The organism is Roseovarius sp. B-10, from assembly GCF_056859295.1.
Genome location: NZ_JBSXOE010000036.1, coordinates 14,187 through 29,169, shown reverse-complemented (window position 1 = coordinate 29,169; position 14,983 = coordinate 14,187). Strand labels below are relative to the sequence as shown.

Below are 14,983 nucleotides of genomic sequence, written 5' to 3'. Positions count from 1 at the left end.
TCAGGCCGGGCGCAGGCTGCTGGTTACGTAATTCACGCCCAGGTCACGGTCGGAGAGCCGCCATTGCCAGGTCACCGGGTTGAACACGAACCCTTTGCGATCCACCGGATCGAGCCCCGCCTGCCCGAGCAGGGCGAACAGCTCATCGGGCGTGATGAATTTCGACCATTCATGCGTGCCCTTGGGCAGCCACCGCATGACGTATTCGGCGCCGACGATGGCCATGGCGAAGCTCTTGGCATTGCGGTTGATGGTGGAGCAGATGTGCAGCCCGCCGGGGCGAAGCAGATCGTAGCAGGCGGTGAGGTAGCCGAGCGGGTCGGAGACGTGCTCGACCACCTCCATGTTGAGCACGACATCGAAGCGCTCGCCGGCGGCGGCCATGTCCTCGGCAGTGGTGTGGCGGTAGTCGATATCGAGCCCCGACTGTTCCGCATGGACCTGCGCGACGGGAATGTTGCGTGGCGCGGCGTCGGCGCCCACGACATCGGCCCCGAGCCGGGCCATAGGCTCGCTCAGAAGCCCGCCGCCGCAGCCGATATCGAGCAGGCGCAGCCCCTCAAGGGGCCGCTCGACGGTCAGGTCGCGGTCGAATTCGGCGGCGATCTGCGCGGCGATGTAGTCGAGCCGGCAGGGATTGAGCATGTGCAGCGGCTTGAACTTGCCGTCGGGATCCCACCATTCGGCGGCCATCGCCTCGAATTTCGCGACTTCGGCGGGGTCGATCGTGCTCTGGGCGGTTTGCATTCCCGTCTCCCTGTGGCTCAATGGGACATGGGCGGTATATAGGACGGGAATGGACAGAGTCGCGAGCCATAAGAGCGCAGTGCAATACCTCTACCCGCCGGTGGAGCCGTTCGACCGACGGATGCTGGACGTGGGCGACGGGCATTCCGTCTATGTCGAGCAATCGGGGCGCGCGGACGGCGTGCCGGTGGTCGTGCTGCATGGCGGGCCGGGGGGCGGGTCGAGCCCGGCGATGCGGCGGTATTTCGACCCGAACGTCTATCGGATCGTGCTTTTCGATCAGCGCGGGTGTGGCCGCTCAAAGCCCCATGCCAGCATCGAGGCCAATACGACCTGGCATCTGGTGGCCGATATAGAGCGTATCCGCGAGGCGCTGGGCATCGAGCGGTGGATCGTGTTCGGCGGAAGCTGGGGGGCGACGCTGGCGCTGCTCTATGCACAGACCCATCCCGACCGGGCACGGCACCTGGTGCTGCGCGGCGTGTTCACCATGACGCAGGCCGAGCTCGACTGGTTCTATGGCGGGGGGGCGGCGGCGTTCTGGCCGGAAACATGGGCGCGATTTGTCGCGCTCATCCCCGAGGCCGAGCGTGGCGATTTGATTGCCGCCTACAACAAACGGCTGTTTTCCGGGGACATGGCCGAGGAGATCGCCCATGCCAAGGCGTGGTCGGCATGGGAAAATGCGCTGGCCACCGTGCAATCCACCGGCACCGGGGGCGACGCGCCCGCCGATTACGCCCGCGCCTTTGCCCGGCTGGAGAACCATTATTTCCGCAACCGCGGGTTTCTTGAGAAGGACGGACACATTCTCAATCACATGCACCTGATCGCGGAGGTACCGGGCACCATCGTGCAGGGCCGCTATGACATGATTTGCCCGCCCGCTTCGGCGCACCGGCTGGCCGCGCGCTGGCCGTCCTGCGATCTGCGGATGGTGCCGATGGCGGGGCACGCGCTGTCTGAGCCGGGCATCAGCGCCGAGCTGGTGGGCGTCATGGCGCGGCTGGCGGACCGACACTGAGCGCCGGGAACGCGACAGGCCGCATGTGATGGATACCTTGCCCGATATCTATGAGCGTCTCGTGGCCGAGGGTGCGCTGTTGCGCGACCCGGCGCAGGAGGACGTCCTGCCGGAATTCGAGCGTATCCGCGCGGCATTGGCAGAGCCGCAGCGGCGTGGCTGGTTCCGCCGTGCGCCCGAGCCGCCCAAGGGGCTTTATCTCTGGGGGGGCGTCGGACGCGGCAAGTCGATGCTGATGGACATGTTCGTGGACAGCATCGATGTGCCCAAGCGGCGGGTACATTTTCACGCCTTCATGCAGGAAATCCATGCCGGGCTTCATGCTGCGCGGGCGCGGGGCGAATCGGATGCGCTGGCGCCGGTGGCGGCGGAAGTGGCACGCTCTGTGCGGCTCCTGGCCTTTGACGAGATGCAGATCACCGACATTACCGACGCGATGATCGTCGGGCGGCTGTTCGAGGCGCTGTTCGAGGCCGGGGTGGTGGTGGTGACCACGTCCAACCGGGTGCCCGATGACCTATACGAGAACGGGCTTAACCGGCAGCTCTTCCTGCCCTTTATCGGGTTGGTGAAGGAGCGGATGGTGGTGCGCGAAATGTCCGGGCCGAAGGATTATCGACAGGATCGGCTCGCAGGGGGCGGCGTGTATTTCACGCCGGTCAACGCGGAGAACCGGGCCAGTATAGAAACGATCTGGCAAGACCTGACCGGGGGCCGCGCCGCGCCGCACGACATCATCGTCAACAAGCGCGTGGTAACGATCCCCGCATTTCACAACGGCGTTGCCCGGGCAACGTTCTACGATCTGTGCGGCTGCCCCCTGGGCCCGGCGGATTACCTCGCACTGGCGCAGGGGGTGCGGGTGCTGGTATTGGAGAACATACCCCAGATGGGGCGGGCCAACTTCAACGAGGCGAAACGCTTCGTCACGCTGATCGACGCGCTCTACGAGGCGCGGGTGCGGCTGATCTGCCTCGCGGCGGCGGAGCCGGAATACCTTTATGTCGAGGGGGAGGGATCGTTCGAGTTCGCGCGCACGGCGAGCCGGTTGCGCGAGATGCAGTCGGAGGGCTGGGGCGAGATGCGAGGCACGCCACCCTGAAAATCCCCGCTTGCAAAGCGCCCGGTGGAGGCCTATATGCGCGATTGACAGCGGCGCCGCGGGCTTTCCGCCGGTTCCACCGGGTAAGACAACGGGCCGCGCGCCCGTTTTTTTGTGTTTGGACCAATGACCAACGACCTCATCGCAAAGGCTGCCATTGACCGCAGACTGGCCGAGATCATCACGCCGGTGATCGAGGACATGGGATTCGAGCTTGTGCGCGTGCGGCTGATGGGCGGCAAGACGCAGCTCTTGCAGATCATGGCCGACCGGCCCGAGGGCGGGATCGAAGTGGACGAGTGTGGCGCGATCAGCACGGCTGTGAGCGCGGTTCTCGACGTGGAGGACCCGATCACCGATGCCTATACGCTCGAGGTGTCGAGCCCGGGCATCGACCGGCCGCTGACGCGGCTCAAGGATTTCGAGGAGTTCGAGGGCTACGAGGCCAAGCTCGAAACCGCCGAGATGATCGACGGGCGGCGGCGGTTCAAGGGGGTTCTGGCCGGCGTCGAGGGTGAGGAGGTGATGCTCAACGTCGACGAGGGCACCATCGGCCTGCAATTCGACTGGCTGAGCGACGCCAAGCTTGTCCTGACCGAGGAGCTGATCCGCGAGATGCTGCGCGCACGCAAGGCGGCGGGCGTGATCGACGAGACGAATTTTGACGAGATAGAAACCGATAGCGGTTCCGAGGAGGACTGAGAATGGCAATCACATCGGCCAACCAGCTTGAGCTTTTGCAGACCGCAGAAGCCGTGGCGCGCGAGAAGATGATCGACCCCGGCCTGGTGATCGACGCGATGGAGGAGAGTCTCGCGCGGGCCGCCAAGAGCCGCTACGGCGCCGAGATGGATATCCATGTCAAGATTGACCGCAAGACCGGACGCGCGGCATTCACCCGCGTGCGCACCGTGGTCGACGAAGAGGCGCTGGAGAATTACCAGGCCGAGTTTACGCCCGATCAAGCCAAGGCTTATTTCGTCCCCGCCGCGCCGGGGCGCGACGACTTCTGGCTGCGCGATGGCGTGCGGATCGACCCCGCCGAGGCGGGCGAGCCGCAGGCGGGCGACGAGTTTCACGAGGCGGTGCCGCCGGTGGAGATGGGCCGGATCGCGGCGCAGAGCGCCAAGCAGGTGATCCTGCAGAAGGTGCGCGAGGCCGAGCGCGACCGTCAGTACGAGGCGTTCAAGGATCGCGCGGGCACGATCATCAACGGTGTCGTCAAGCGCGAGGAATATGGCAACGTCGTCGTCGAGCTTCAGGGTTATGGCGAGGCGATGCTGCGTCGCAACGAGAAGATCGGCCGCGAGGCCTATCGTCCCGGCGAGCGCATCCGCGCCTATGTGAAGGACGTGCGCCGCGAGCAGCGTGGGCCGCAAATCTTCCTCAGCCGCACAGCGCCCGAATTCATGGCCGAACTGTTCAAGATGGAGGTGCCGGAAATCTACGACGGCATTATCGACATCAAGGCCGTGGCCCGCGATCCCGGCAGCCGCGCCAAGATCGCGGTGATCAGCTATGACAGCTCGATCGACCCGGTTGGCGCCTGCGTCGGCATGCGCGGCAGCCGCGTGCAGGCGGTGGTCAACGAGCTTCAGGGCGAGAAGATCGACATCATCCCGTGGAACGAGGACCAGGCCACGTTCCTCGTCAACGCGCTGCAGCCCGCCGAGGTCAGCAAGGTGGTGATCGACGAGGACGCGCAGCGCATCGAAGTGGTGGTCCCGGAGGATCAGCTCAGCCTCGCCATCGGGCGGCGCGGGCAGAACGTGCGGCTGGCGAGCCAGCTCACCGGGCTCGATATCGACATCATGACCGAGGCGCAGGACAGCGAGCGGCGGCAGAAGGATTTCGAGGAGCGCACCAAGCTGTTCATGGACACGCTCGACCTCGACGAGTTCTTTGCGCAATTGCTGGTGGCCGAGGGCTTTACCACGCTCGAAGAGGTGGCATATGTCGAGGTCGACGAGCTTCTGACCATCGACGGGGTCGACGAAGACACCGCTGGGGAGCTTCAGGCGCGGGCGCGCGACGTGCTCGAGGCGCAGGCCGCCGAGGCGCTGGAAAAGGCGCGCGCACTGGGCGCCGAGGACAGCCTCATCGGTTTCGAGGGGCTGAGCCCGCAGATGGTGCTGGCGCTGGCGCAGGACGATGTAAAGACGCTGGAGGACTTCGCCACTTGCGCCGACTGGGAGCTGGCCGGGGGATGGACCACGGATGGGGGCGTGCGTGTCAAGGATGACGGGATACTGGAGCCGTTCGAGGTGTCGCTGGAGGAGGCGCAGGACATGGTGATGACCGCGCGGGTGATGCTCGGCTGGGTCGATCCCGATGACCTCGTGCCGCAGACCGAAGAAACCGGCGAGGCCGCGGACGCGGCGCCGGACAGCGAAGAGGAGACCGGGGCCTGATCGCTCAGGCCCCGGGGTCAGTCATGGGTCGCGGAGGGCAACCCAAGGATCGCGCGGACGGTCCGGAACGCAAGTGCATCGCAACGGGCGAGGTGCGTCCGAAGGCGTCGCTGGTGCGGTTCGTGATCGGGCCCGATGGCGCGGTTGTCCCCGACGTGGCGGCCAAGCTGCCGGGGCGCGGCATCTACGTGGTGCCGGACAGCGCGGCGATCGACCGCGCCGCGAAGAAGGGGCTTTTCGCTCGCGCTGCGCGGCAACAGGTGACCGTGCCAGAAGACCTTGCCGCGTTGGTGGAGGGGCTCATCGCGCGGCGGGTTATCAATCTCATCAGCCTCGCGCGCAAGGGTGGCGGCGCGGTGGCGGGGTACGAGAAGGTCAAGGACCGGCTGATGCGCGGCGACGTGCGCGCCCTGTTGCAGGCGAGCGACGGTTCGGAGCGCGGCAAGTCGGGCTTGAGCACACCCGAGGGTGCTACCTATATTGGTTGGCTCACCGCCGACGAGCTTGGACAGGCTTTCAGCCGTCAAACAACGATCCATGCCGTGCTGGGCTATGGAGGTTTGGCGCAACGTGTTGTAGAGGAGGCGGCAAGACTGAAAGGTCTGCGCGTCTCGGACGGCGGGACTGCGCGCCGGAAAGGAAAGTAAGAGAATATGAGCGACAACGACGGAAAGAAACCTCTGGGTGTGCGTGGCGGTCCCCGTGCGGGGAACGTGAAGCAAAGCTTCAGCCACGGGCGCACAAAGAACGTCGTGGTGGAAACCAAGCGCAAGCGTGTCGTCGTGCCCAAGCCGGGCGCGGGGACGGGCGCGGGCGCGTCCGGCAAGCCGTCTGCCGGAAGCGGGAGCAACAAGCGCCCGGCCGGCGTCTCGGAGGCCGAGCTTGAACGTCGCCTGAAGGCGCTCGCCGCCGCCAAGGCGCGTGAGGCCGATGACACCGCCCGCCGCGAGGCCGAGGAAAAGGCCCGCGAGGAGGAGCGCCAGCGCCGCCGCGACGAGGCCGAGGCCAAGGAGCGCGAGCAGCGCGAGGCCGAGGAGCGCGCACGGCAAAAGACCGAGGAAGATGTGCGCCGCAAGCGCGAGGCCGAGCAGGAGACCGCGAAGCCCGCGGCCGCCGCGCCCGATCCGGCGCCGACCCGACAGGCCCCTGCGAAGTCCGCCCCCGCGCCGCGCAAGCGTGAGGACGACGACAAGGGCGCCCGTCGCGGCAAGGGCCGTGGCGGAGAAGATGGCCGCCGCTCGGGCAAGCTGACGCTCAACCAGGCGCTTTCGGGCGGCGAGGGCGGACGCCAGAAGAGCATGGCCGCGATGAAGCGCAAGCAAGAGCGCGCGCGCCAGAAGGCGATGGGCGGCGCGCAGGAGCGCGAGAAGGTCGTGCGCGATGTGCAACTGCCCGAGGTGATCGTGGTTTCGGAGCTTGCGGGCCGCATGGCCGAGCGCGTGGGCGACGTGGTCAAGGCGCTGATGCAGAACGGCATGATGGTCACGCAGAATGAGGCGATCGACGCCGATACGGCCGAGCTCATCATCGAGGAATTCGGCCACCGCGTGGTCCGCGTGAGCGACTCGGACGTGGAAGACGTGATCGCGCAGGTCGAGGACAAGCCCGAGGATCTCAAGCCGCGCCCGCCGGTTATCACCATCATGGGCCACGTGGATCACGGCAAGACTTCGCTTCTCGATGCGATCCGCGATGCCAAGGTGGTGGCGGGCGAGGCCGGGGGCATCACCCAGCATATCGGCGCCTACCAGGTCACGACCGACAGTGGCGCGGTGCTGAGCTTCCTCGATACGCCGGGCCACGCGGCCTTTACCTCTATGCGGTCGCGCGGGGCGCAGGTCACGGATATCGTGGTGCTTGTCGTGGCCGCCGACGATGCGGTGATGCCGCAGACCGTCGAGGCGATCAACCACGCCAAGGCGGCAAAGGTGCCGATGATCGTGGCGATCAACAAGGTCGACCTGCCCGCCGCCGACCCGGACAAGGTCCGCTCGGACCTGCTGCGCCACGAGGTGGTCGTCGAGGCGATGTCGGGCGATGTGCAGGATGTCGAGGTGTCGGCTGTCACCGGGCAGGGCCTCGATGAATTGCTTGAGGCGATCGCGCTCCAGTCGGAAATCCTTGAACTCAAGGCCAACCCTGACCGCGCCGCCGAAGGTGCCGTGATCGAGGCGCAGCTCGACGTGGGCCGTGGCCCCGTGGCAACGGTCCTTGTGCAGAAGGGCACGCTTCGGCAGGGCGACATCTTTGTCGTGGGCGAGCAGTACGGCAAGGTGCGCGCGCTCATCAATGACCGGGGCGAGCGGGTCAAGGAGGCCGGGCCGTCGGTGCCGGTCGAGGTGCTTGGGCTCAACGGGACACCCGAGGCGGGCGACGTGCTCAACGTCGTCGACACCGAGGGGCAGGCCCGCGAGATCGCCGAATACCGCGCCAACGCTGCCAAGGAAAAGCGGGCGGCTGCCGGAGCAGGTACCTCGCTGGAGCAGTTGTTGGCCAAGGCCAAGGAAGACGAGAACGTCAAGGAACTGCCCATCGTGGTCAAGGCCGACGTTCAGGGCTCTGCCGAGGCGATCATTCAGGCGATGGAGAAGATCGGCAACGACGAAGTGCGCGTGCGCGTGCTGCACTCGGGCGTCGGCGCCATTACCGAATCCGATATCGGGCTCGCCGAAGCCTCGGGTGCGCCGGTTCTGGGCTTCAACGTGCGGGCCAACGCGCCGGCGCGCAACAGCGCCAACCAGAAGGGCGTGGAAATCCGCTACTATTCGGTGATCTACGATCTGGTGGATGACGTGAAGGCGGCGGCGAGCGGTCTGCTTGGCGCGGAAATTCGCGAGAAGTTCATCGGCTATGCCGAGATTCGCGAGGTGTTCAAGGTCTCGAACGTGGGCAAGGTGGCGGGCTGTCTCGTTACCGAGGGCGTGGCGCGCCGGTCCGCCGGGGTGCGGCTGTTGCGCGATGACGTGGTGATCCACGAGGGCACACTCAAGACGCTCAAGCGGTTCAAGGACGAGGTTGCCGAGGTCATCTCGGGTCAGGAATGCGGCATGGCCTTCGAGAATTACGAGGATGTCCGCCCGGGCGACGTGATCGAGATATTCGAGCGCGAGGAGGTCACGCGCTCGCTGTCGTGATCGGCGTGGGCGAGATGACAATGAGGGCGGCCCGTCGGGTCGCCCTTTTTCGTTGGGGATGAGTCGGGTGGTGCCCGGTCAAAGCCAGTCGCGAAGGATCGCGATGAGGGGGATGTCGGCCGGGGGCATCGGGTAGGAACGCAGGTCGCCCGCGCGCACCCATTTGAGCGCCTGTCCTTCGCGCCCCTGCGCGATTCCCTGCCATTTGCGGCAGGCGAAAACCGGCATCAGCAGGTGGAAATCTTCATAGGAATGGCTGGCGAAGGTCAGCGGCGCGAGGCACGACGCCCACGTGTCGATCCCGAGTTCTTCGTGCAACTCGCGGATCAGGGCGGCCTCGGGCGTCTCTCCGGGTTCGACCTTGCCGCCGGGAAACTCCCACAGGCCCGCCATCGCCTTGCCCGCGGGGCGCTGCGCCAGCAAAACGCGCCCCTCCACGTCGATGAGCGCCACGGCCGAGACAAGGACTGTTTTCATTGGCGCAATCTCGGACGGAAAACCGGTGCCCACTTTTCCTGTGATTGCTTGCCTTTCACGAACGGTAATCCGCGTTGATCTCGATATAGCCGTGGGTCAGATCGCAGGTCCAGACCCGCGCCGTGCCGCCGCCAAGGCCGAGATCCACATGAATCACGATTTCCTCGTTCTTCATGTAGGCGGCGGCCTTGTCCTCGTCGTGATCGGGGCTCACTTCGCCATCGCGCGCGACCTCCAGCTCGCCGAACCAGATCGACAGCCGGTCGCGGTCGGCGCGGGCGCCGGACTTGCCCACCGCCATGACGACGCGGCCCCAGTTCGGGTCCTCGCCGGCGATGGCGGTCTTGACCAGTGGCGAATTGGCGATGGATTTCGCATGGACATGTGCCTCGGCATCCGAGGCGGCACCGGTCACGGAGACCTCGATGAATTTCGTGGCCCCCTCACCGTCACGCACCACCTGCTGCGCGAGGTCGAGCATCACCCGGCGCAGCGCCTCCATAAAGCCGACATTGGTACCGGAAATCCGGATGCCGGATGCCCCCGTTGCCGCCATCAGGAGCGTGTCGGAGGTGGAGGTGTCGCTGTCGACGGTGATGCAGTTGAAGGTGGTTCGGTTGAGAACGCTCAGCATGTCCTGCAACACCGGCTGTTCCATCGCCGCGTCGGTGAAGATGTAGACCAGCATTGTCGCCATGTCGGGCGCGATCATGCCCGATCCCTTGGCGATTCCGGCGATTCGCACCGGCTGCCCGTCGATGGTGACGGTCTCGGTTGAACCCTTTGGGAAGGTGTCGGTGGTCATGATCGCGTGCGCGGCATCGGCGATGCCGCCGGGTGCGAGGCGCGTGGCGAGATCGTCGAGGCAGGCGGTGACGCGGTCGTGCGGCAGCGGCTCTCCGATGACGCCGGTGGAGGCGGTAAAGACGCGGTCGGACGGAATGCCGAGCCGCTTGGCGGTGGCGTTGGTCACGGCCTCGACCGCCGCTGTGCCACGCCGTCCGGTAAAGGCATTGGCATTGCCGGAATTGACCAGGATGGCCGCGCCCTGCGCGGGGTCGCCGCCGATCTTGGCCTGGCAGTCGAGCACCGCTGCCGAGCGCGTGGCCGAGCGGGTGAACACCCCGGCCACCGACGTGCCCGGCGCGAGACTGGCAAGCATCACGTCCGTGCGACCCGAGTAGCGCACCCCGGCCTCGGCGGTGGCAAACCGCACACCGCCGATTTCGGGCAGGTCGGGGAAGGTGTCCGGCGCGAGCGGCGAGACCGGCAGGGATTTGCCCATTGGATCAGTTCTCCAGAAGATCGAACCGGTTGATGAGCGCCGGGTCCATGCCGTCGCTGCCGGAGCGGTCCACCGCGCTGTTGGCCTCGAGCTGCGCGACATGGGCGTCGAGCGCCTGACGGCGCAGGGTATCGGCAAGCTCGTCGCGCACGTCGGCGAGCGCGGGCTTTTCCTTCGCCCGGGTCTCGTTGAGCTTGATGACATGCCAGCCGAACTGGGTCTTTACCGGGTCGGAGACCTCGCCCACGTCGAGCGCTGTTACCGCCTCGGAGAATTCCGGCACCATCACGCCCGCGCCAAACCAGCCGAGCTCGCCCCCCGATGGACCGGACGGGCCAGTGGAATGCTCTTGTGCCAACGCCGCGAAATTGGCGCCGCCGGCGATCTCTTCGACAAGCGCCTGGGCCTCCTCCTCGGTCTCCACGAGGATGTGCGAAGCGCGATATTCGGTCTCTTCGGCGGCCCCGGTATATTCGCTGTCATAGGCGGCTTGCAGCGCCTCGTCGGTGACCGCCTCGCCGGTGATCTCGCCGATCACCTCGGAGGCGGTGATTGCGCGCTGTTCGTTGTCCAGCCGAAGCTGTGCGACCCGTGACAGCGCGCCCTCGTGGGATTGGCTGAGAAGCTCCTGCTGCACAAGCTGATCGAGGACGCCGCGGAAAAGCACGTCCGGGGGGATCTGGTTGTATTGCTCGGGCAGGGTGCCGCGCAGGACGAGCATGTGGCCGAGGGTGATCTCGGTCTCGCCGACGGTGGCCATCACCGTGTCGAGCGGGGGCTCATCCTGGGCGGCGGCGGGCACACCCGCGGTGAGCGCTGCGAGAAGCACGGGCGCAAGAAGCCGTTGCAACATGGAAATCATCCTTTATCCAGATCGCCGCATGGCCCTTTGGCGCGCGACGTTGACACTTTTCCGGCGGCCCCTTACATCGCCTTGTAATCAAGGCGCGGCCCACACACTTGCGCCCGTTTTAGGGCGCGCGGGCAGGCGGGGCAAGCGATTGCCTTCGCTGAAGCCGAAACACCGGAACGGATGAGACATGCTTGGTATTGGAACGGTCGCGCGCAAGATTTTCGGAACCCCGAATGATCGCAAGATAAAGACGACGCGGCCCCTGATCGAAAAGATCAATGCGCTCGAGCCGGAATACGAGGCACTGGACGACGAAGGGCTGATCGCGAAGACCGAAGAGTTCCGCAAGCGTATCGCCGGGGGCGAGAGCCTTGACGCGATGTTGCCCGAGGCATTCGCCAATTGCCGGGAGGCTGCGCGCCGCGCGCTCGGGCTGCGGGCCTTCGATGTGCAGCTCATGGGCGGAATTTTCCTGCACCAGGGCAACATCTCGGAGATGAAGACCGGCGAGGGCAAGACGCTGGTGGCGACCCTGCCCGCCTATCTCAACGCGCTGTCGGGCAAGGGCGTGCATATCGTCACCGTCAACGACTATCTCGCGCGGCGCGATGCCGACTGGATGGGCAAGGTCTTTGGCGCGTTGGGCATGACCACCGGTGTCGTCTATCCGCAGCAGCCCGAGGCGGAAAAGAAAGAGGCCTATGGTGCCGATGTCACCTATGCCACCAACAACGAACTGGGATTTGACTACCTGCGCGACAACATGAAGGCGTCGCTGGAGGAGATGAACCAGCGCGGGCACAATTTCGCGATCGTGGACGAGGTGGACAGCATCCTCATCGACGAAGCGCGCACGCCGCTCATCATCTCGGGGCCGAGCCAGGATCGCAGCGATCTGTATCGCACCATCGACACCGTGATTCCCGAGCTGAGCGAGGAGCATTACACCCTAGACGAGAAGACCCGCAACGTCACCTATACCGACGAGGGCAACGAGTTTCTCGAGCAGTTGCTGCACCAGCGCGAGCTTTTGCCCGAGGGGCAATCGCTCTACGATCCAGAGAGCACGACCATCGTGCACCACGTCAACCAGGGCCTGCGCGCGCACAAGCTGTTCTCCAGGGACAAGGACTATATCGTGCGCGGTGGCGAGGTGGTTCTGATCGACGAGTTCACCGGGCGGATGATGGCCGGGCGGCGGCTGTCGGACGGGCTTCACCAGGCGATCGAGGCCAAGGAAGGATGCGACATCCAGCCCGAGAACGTGACGCTCGCCTCGGTCACCTTCCAGAATTACTTTCGGCTCTATGACAAGCTGTCGGGCATGACCGGCACAGCGGTGACCGAGGCCGAGGAATTTGCCGAGATCTATGGCCTCGGCGTGGTCGAGGTGCCCACCAACCGCCCTATCGCCCGCATCGACAAGGACGACGCCGTCTATCGCACCGCGCAAGAGAAATACGAGGCCATCGTCGAGGAAATCCGTGAAGCGCACGAAAAGGGGCAACCGACCCTCGTCGGCACCACCTCCATCGAGAAATCCGAGATGCTGAGCGCGCTCCTGAAAAAAGCCGGCATCGCGCATAACGTGCTCAACGCGCGCCAGCACGAGCAAGAGGCGCAGATCATCGCCGACGCGGGCAAGCTTGGCGCGGTGACCATCGCCACGAACATGGCCGGGCGCGGCACCGACATCAAGCTGGGCGGAAACGTCGATTTCCAGATCATGGAGGCCATCGCCGCAGATCCCGACGGCGACCCCGAGGCGATCCGCAAGCAGATCGAGGACGCGCACGCCGCCGACGAGCAGGCGGTGATCGAGGCGGGCGGCCTGTTCGTTCTGGCCACCGAGCGCCACGAAAGCCGCCGCATCGACAACCAGCTGCGCGGACGGTCGGGGCGCCAGGGTGACCCGGGGCTGTCGGCCTTTTATCTCAGTCTCGAGGATGACCTGATGCGCATCTTCGGCAGTGACCGGCTCGAAAAGGTGCTCTCGACCCTGGGCATGAAGGAGGGTGAGGCGATCATCCACCCCTGGGTGAACAAATCGCTGGAGCGGGCGCAGGCCAAGGTGGAGGCGCGTAACTTCGACATCCGCAAGCAATTGCTGAAATTCGACGACGTGATGAACGAGCAGCGCAAGGTGATCTTCAAGCAGCGACTCGACATCATGAAGGCCGATGACCTCAGCGAGATCGTCGGCGACATGCGCGCCGAGGTGATCTCTGACATTGTCGATCAGTATATGCCGCCCAAGACCTATGCCGACCAGTGGGATACCGAGGGTATGCAGGAGGCCGTGCGCGAGCGGCTTGGCATGGACCTGCCGTTGGTGGACTGGGCCGCCGAGGAAGGCGTCGATGACGAGGACATCGCTGAACGCCTGGAAAAGGCCGCCGACGAGATGATGGCGGCGAAGGCCGCACAATTCGGTCCCGAGACCATGCGCATGATCGAGAAGCAAGTGCTGTTGCAGACCATTGATACCAAGTGGCGCGAGCACCTGCTGACGCTTGAACACCTGCGTTCGGTGGTGGGCTTTCGCGGTTATGCGCAACGCGATCCGCTCAACGAGTACAAGAGTGAATCGTTTCACCTTTTCCAGACGATGCTCGACGGGCTTCGCGGCGACGTGACCCAGAAGCTCGCGCAAATTCGCCCCATGACCGAGGAAGAGCAGACCGCGCTCATGCGCGACCTCGAACAGCAGCGCGCAGCGATGGAGGCAGCGGCACAGCCCGCGGACGCGGGGGCGGAGAGCGCGTTTCCCGACGCGGTGCCGGGCTTTGTCGAATCCGATCCGTCGACATGGGGCAACCCCGGGCGCAATGATTCTTGCCCCTGCGGTTCGGGCAAGAAATTCAAGCATTGTCACGGCAGGTTGACCTGACAGCGTCAGAATGATCCCGCTTTCCTGACACCATGAGGCCTTTTTCAACGGCTAAGCCCTAACCTTGAATCTGTTCAAGGCTTGGAGGGCGTCATGGCCCAGGTAAGGCGCTACATCGTCGCGGGGGGCAGCATTTTTGCGGCTCTCGGCTATGCGTATTTCATGCAGGCGGGGGCGGCCTCGCCACCCGGCCCCGCCCGTGCGGCGCAGGTTGCGCAGCCGGTGGAGATTTCCCGGATCGAGCTGACATCGGCCCCGGCGCTGCCGCTGATGCCCGACCCGGCGACCCTGCCCGACGCGCAAGTGACGCGCGCCGTGGCCCGTGACATCGCCGTCCCCGGAGATCTTCCGTCGGAGGAGCGCGCGCCATCCTTTGAGTGCGAGGCCGAGATGACGGCCTCGGTGCGCGAGGCGGCGATCGTGCGCCTCGATCTCGACGCGCCCTGCCACCCGAACGCGCGGGTGACCCTGCACCACAACGGCATGATGATCTCGGCTCTCACCGACGTGGACGGGGGCGCCCGCATCGACCTGCCGGCGCTTGCAGAATCGGCCGTGTTTATTGCCGCCTTCGAGGATGGCAAGGGGGCGCTCGCGACGGCCACGATCGACGATCTGGCACTCTACGACCGGTTCGTGGTGCAATGGAGCGGCGACGCGCGCAGCCTGCGGCTGCATGCGCTCGAATACGGGGCTGATTTCGGCATGCCCGGTCATGTGTGGTCCGAGGGGACGCAGGCCGAGGCCGAGGGATTCGTAATGCGGCTGGGCGGCGACGTGCCCGGCCCGGCGCTGCGTGCCGAAGTCTATACATTTCCCACCGCCAGCGCGACGCGGGAGGGCACGGTGGCGCTGAGACTGGAGGCGGAGGTGACCGATGGCAATTGCGGCCGCGATGTCGAGGCACAGGGCATCTCGACCGAGGGCGACGGGGCCGCGCTGCGGGTGCAAGACCTGGTTCTGCCGATGCCGGGTTGCGAGGCGACGGGTGAGTTTCTGGTGTTGAAAAACCTGTTCAATGACCTGAATATCGCGCAAAAGTGAAGCGCAGGTATTCAGG

The 14,983-nt window shown here is 65.6% G+C and carries 12 protein-coding genes; 8 read left to right on the top strand and 4 right to left on the bottom strand.

Going from position 1 to position 14,983, the window contains the following annotated elements:
* Positions 1 to 747 carry a bifunctional 2-polyprenyl-6-hydroxyphenol methylase/3-demethylubiquinol 3-O-methyltransferase UbiG gene (gene ubiG, locus AC13D8_RS13515; protein WP_482969257.1) on the bottom strand — a complete coding sequence of 249 codons (747 nt, stop codon included), beginning with the start codon at positions 745 to 747 and terminating at the stop codon, positions 1 to 3.
* Between the two features lie 49 nt (positions 748 to 796).
* On the opposite strand from ubiG, the gene pip reads away from it, so the two are divergent.
* The 6 genes from pip to infB all read left to right on the top strand — a co-directional run bounded on the left by pip (position 797) and on the right by infB (position 8,418).
* Complete coding sequence (gene pip, locus AC13D8_RS13510) at positions 797 to 1,771, top strand: prolyl aminopeptidase (protein WP_129431062.1); 975 nt, start codon at positions 797 to 799, stop codon at positions 1,769 to 1,771.
* 28 nt (positions 1,772 to 1,799) lie between these two features.
* Complete coding sequence (gene zapE, locus AC13D8_RS13505) at positions 1,800 to 2,873, top strand: cell division protein ZapE (protein ID WP_482969256.1); 1,074 nt, start codon at positions 1,800 to 1,802, stop codon at positions 2,871 to 2,873.
* A 126-nt stretch (positions 2,874 to 2,999) separates the two neighbouring features.
* Positions 3,000 to 3,575 (top strand): ribosome maturation factor RimP, encoded by a 576-nt coding sequence (rimP, locus tag AC13D8_RS13500; RefSeq protein WP_482969255.1) that lies wholly within the window; start codon positions 3,000 to 3,002, stop codon positions 3,573 to 3,575.
* Between the two features lie 2 nt (positions 3,576 to 3,577).
* Complete coding sequence (nusA, locus tag AC13D8_RS13495) at positions 3,578 to 5,284, top strand: transcription termination factor NusA (protein ID WP_482969254.1); 1,707 nt, start codon at positions 3,578 to 3,580, stop codon at positions 5,282 to 5,284.
* Between the two features lie 23 nt (positions 5,285 to 5,307).
* Positions 5,308 to 5,931 carry an RNA-binding protein gene (locus AC13D8_RS13490; protein ID WP_482969253.1) on the top strand — a complete coding sequence of 208 codons (624 nt, stop codon included), beginning with the start codon at positions 5,308 to 5,310 and terminating at the stop codon, positions 5,929 to 5,931.
* Between the two features lie 6 nt (positions 5,932 to 5,937).
* A complete protein-coding gene (infB, locus tag AC13D8_RS13485; RefSeq protein ID WP_482969252.1) occupies positions 5,938 to 8,418 on the top strand; it encodes a translation initiation factor IF-2 in 2,481 nt (826 codons plus the stop codon).
* 78 nt (positions 8,419 to 8,496) lie between these two features.
* On the opposite strand, the gene mutT is transcribed toward infB, so the two are convergent.
* Genes mutT through AC13D8_RS13470 form a run of 3 tightly spaced genes read right to left on the bottom strand, consistent with a single transcriptional unit; the run spans position 8,497 to position 11,033 of the window.
* Positions 8,497 to 8,895 carry an 8-oxo-dGTP diphosphatase MutT gene (mutT, locus tag AC13D8_RS13480; protein ID WP_129431056.1) on the bottom strand — a complete coding sequence of 133 codons (399 nt, stop codon included), beginning with the start codon at positions 8,893 to 8,895 and terminating at the stop codon, positions 8,497 to 8,499.
* A 55-nt stretch (positions 8,896 to 8,950) separates the two neighbouring features.
* Positions 8,951 to 10,180: a bifunctional glutamate N-acetyltransferase/amino-acid acetyltransferase ArgJ gene (gene argJ / locus AC13D8_RS13475; protein WP_482969251.1), complete on the bottom strand. Its 1,230-nt coding sequence runs from the start codon at positions 10,178 to 10,180 to the stop codon at positions 8,951 to 8,953.
* A gap of 4 nt (positions 10,181 to 10,184) precedes the next feature.
* On the bottom strand, positions 10,185 to 11,033 hold the full coding sequence (locus AC13D8_RS13470) for a peptidylprolyl isomerase (RefSeq protein ID WP_482969250.1): 849 nt from the start codon (positions 11,031 to 11,033) through the stop codon (positions 10,185 to 10,187).
* A 187-nt stretch (positions 11,034 to 11,220) separates the two neighbouring features.
* On the opposite strand from AC13D8_RS13470, the gene secA reads away from it, so the two are divergent.
* Both secA and AC13D8_RS13460 read left to right on the top strand, forming a co-directional pair.
* A complete protein-coding gene (gene secA / locus AC13D8_RS13465; protein ID WP_482969249.1) occupies positions 11,221 to 13,923 on the top strand; it encodes a preprotein translocase subunit SecA in 2,703 nt (900 codons plus the stop codon).
* 93 nt (positions 13,924 to 14,016) lie between these two features.
* A complete protein-coding gene (locus AC13D8_RS13460; RefSeq protein ID WP_482969248.1) occupies positions 14,017 to 14,967 on the top strand; it encodes a hypothetical protein in 951 nt (316 codons plus the stop codon).
* Positions 14,968 to 14,983: the final 16 nt, after the last annotated feature.

Bases quoted from the DNA above. Each gene is read 5' to 3' on its own strand.
- pip (WP_129431062.1), top strand. From the start codon at position 797: ATGGACAGAGTCGCGAGCCATAAGAGCGCAGTGCAATACCTCTACCCG.
- AC13D8_RS13490 (WP_482969253.1), top strand. From the start codon at position 5,308: ATGGGTCGCGGAGGGCAACCCAAGGATCGCGCGGACGGTCCGGAACGC.
- argJ (WP_482969251.1), bottom strand. From the start codon at position 10,180: ATGGGCAAATCCCTGCCGGTCTCGCCGCTCGCGCCGGACACCTTCCCC.
- infB (WP_482969252.1), top strand. From the start codon at position 5,938: ATGAGCGACAACGACGGAAAGAAACCTCTGGGTGTGCGTGGCGGTCCC.
- zapE (WP_482969256.1), top strand. From the start codon at position 1,800: ATGGATACCTTGCCCGATATCTATGAGCGTCTCGTGGCCGAGGGTGCG.
- secA (WP_482969249.1), top strand. From the start codon at position 11,221: ATGCTTGGTATTGGAACGGTCGCGCGCAAGATTTTCGGAACCCCGAAT.
- nusA (WP_482969254.1), top strand. From the start codon at position 3,578: ATGGCAATCACATCGGCCAACCAGCTTGAGCTTTTGCAGACCGCAGAA.
- rimP (WP_482969255.1), top strand. From the start codon at position 3,000: ATGACCAACGACCTCATCGCAAAGGCTGCCATTGACCGCAGACTGGCC.
- ubiG (WP_482969257.1), bottom strand. From the start codon at position 747: ATGCAAACCGCCCAGAGCACGATCGACCCCGCCGAAGTCGCGAAATTC.
- AC13D8_RS13460 (WP_482969248.1), top strand. From the start codon at position 14,017: ATGGCCCAGGTAAGGCGCTACATCGTCGCGGGGGGCAGCATTTTTGCG.
- mutT (WP_129431056.1), bottom strand. From the start codon at position 8,895: ATGAAAACAGTCCTTGTCTCGGCCGTGGCGCTCATCGACGTGGAGGGG.
- AC13D8_RS13470 (WP_482969250.1), bottom strand. From the start codon at position 11,033: ATGTTGCAACGGCTTCTTGCGCCCGTGCTTCTCGCAGCGCTCACCGCG.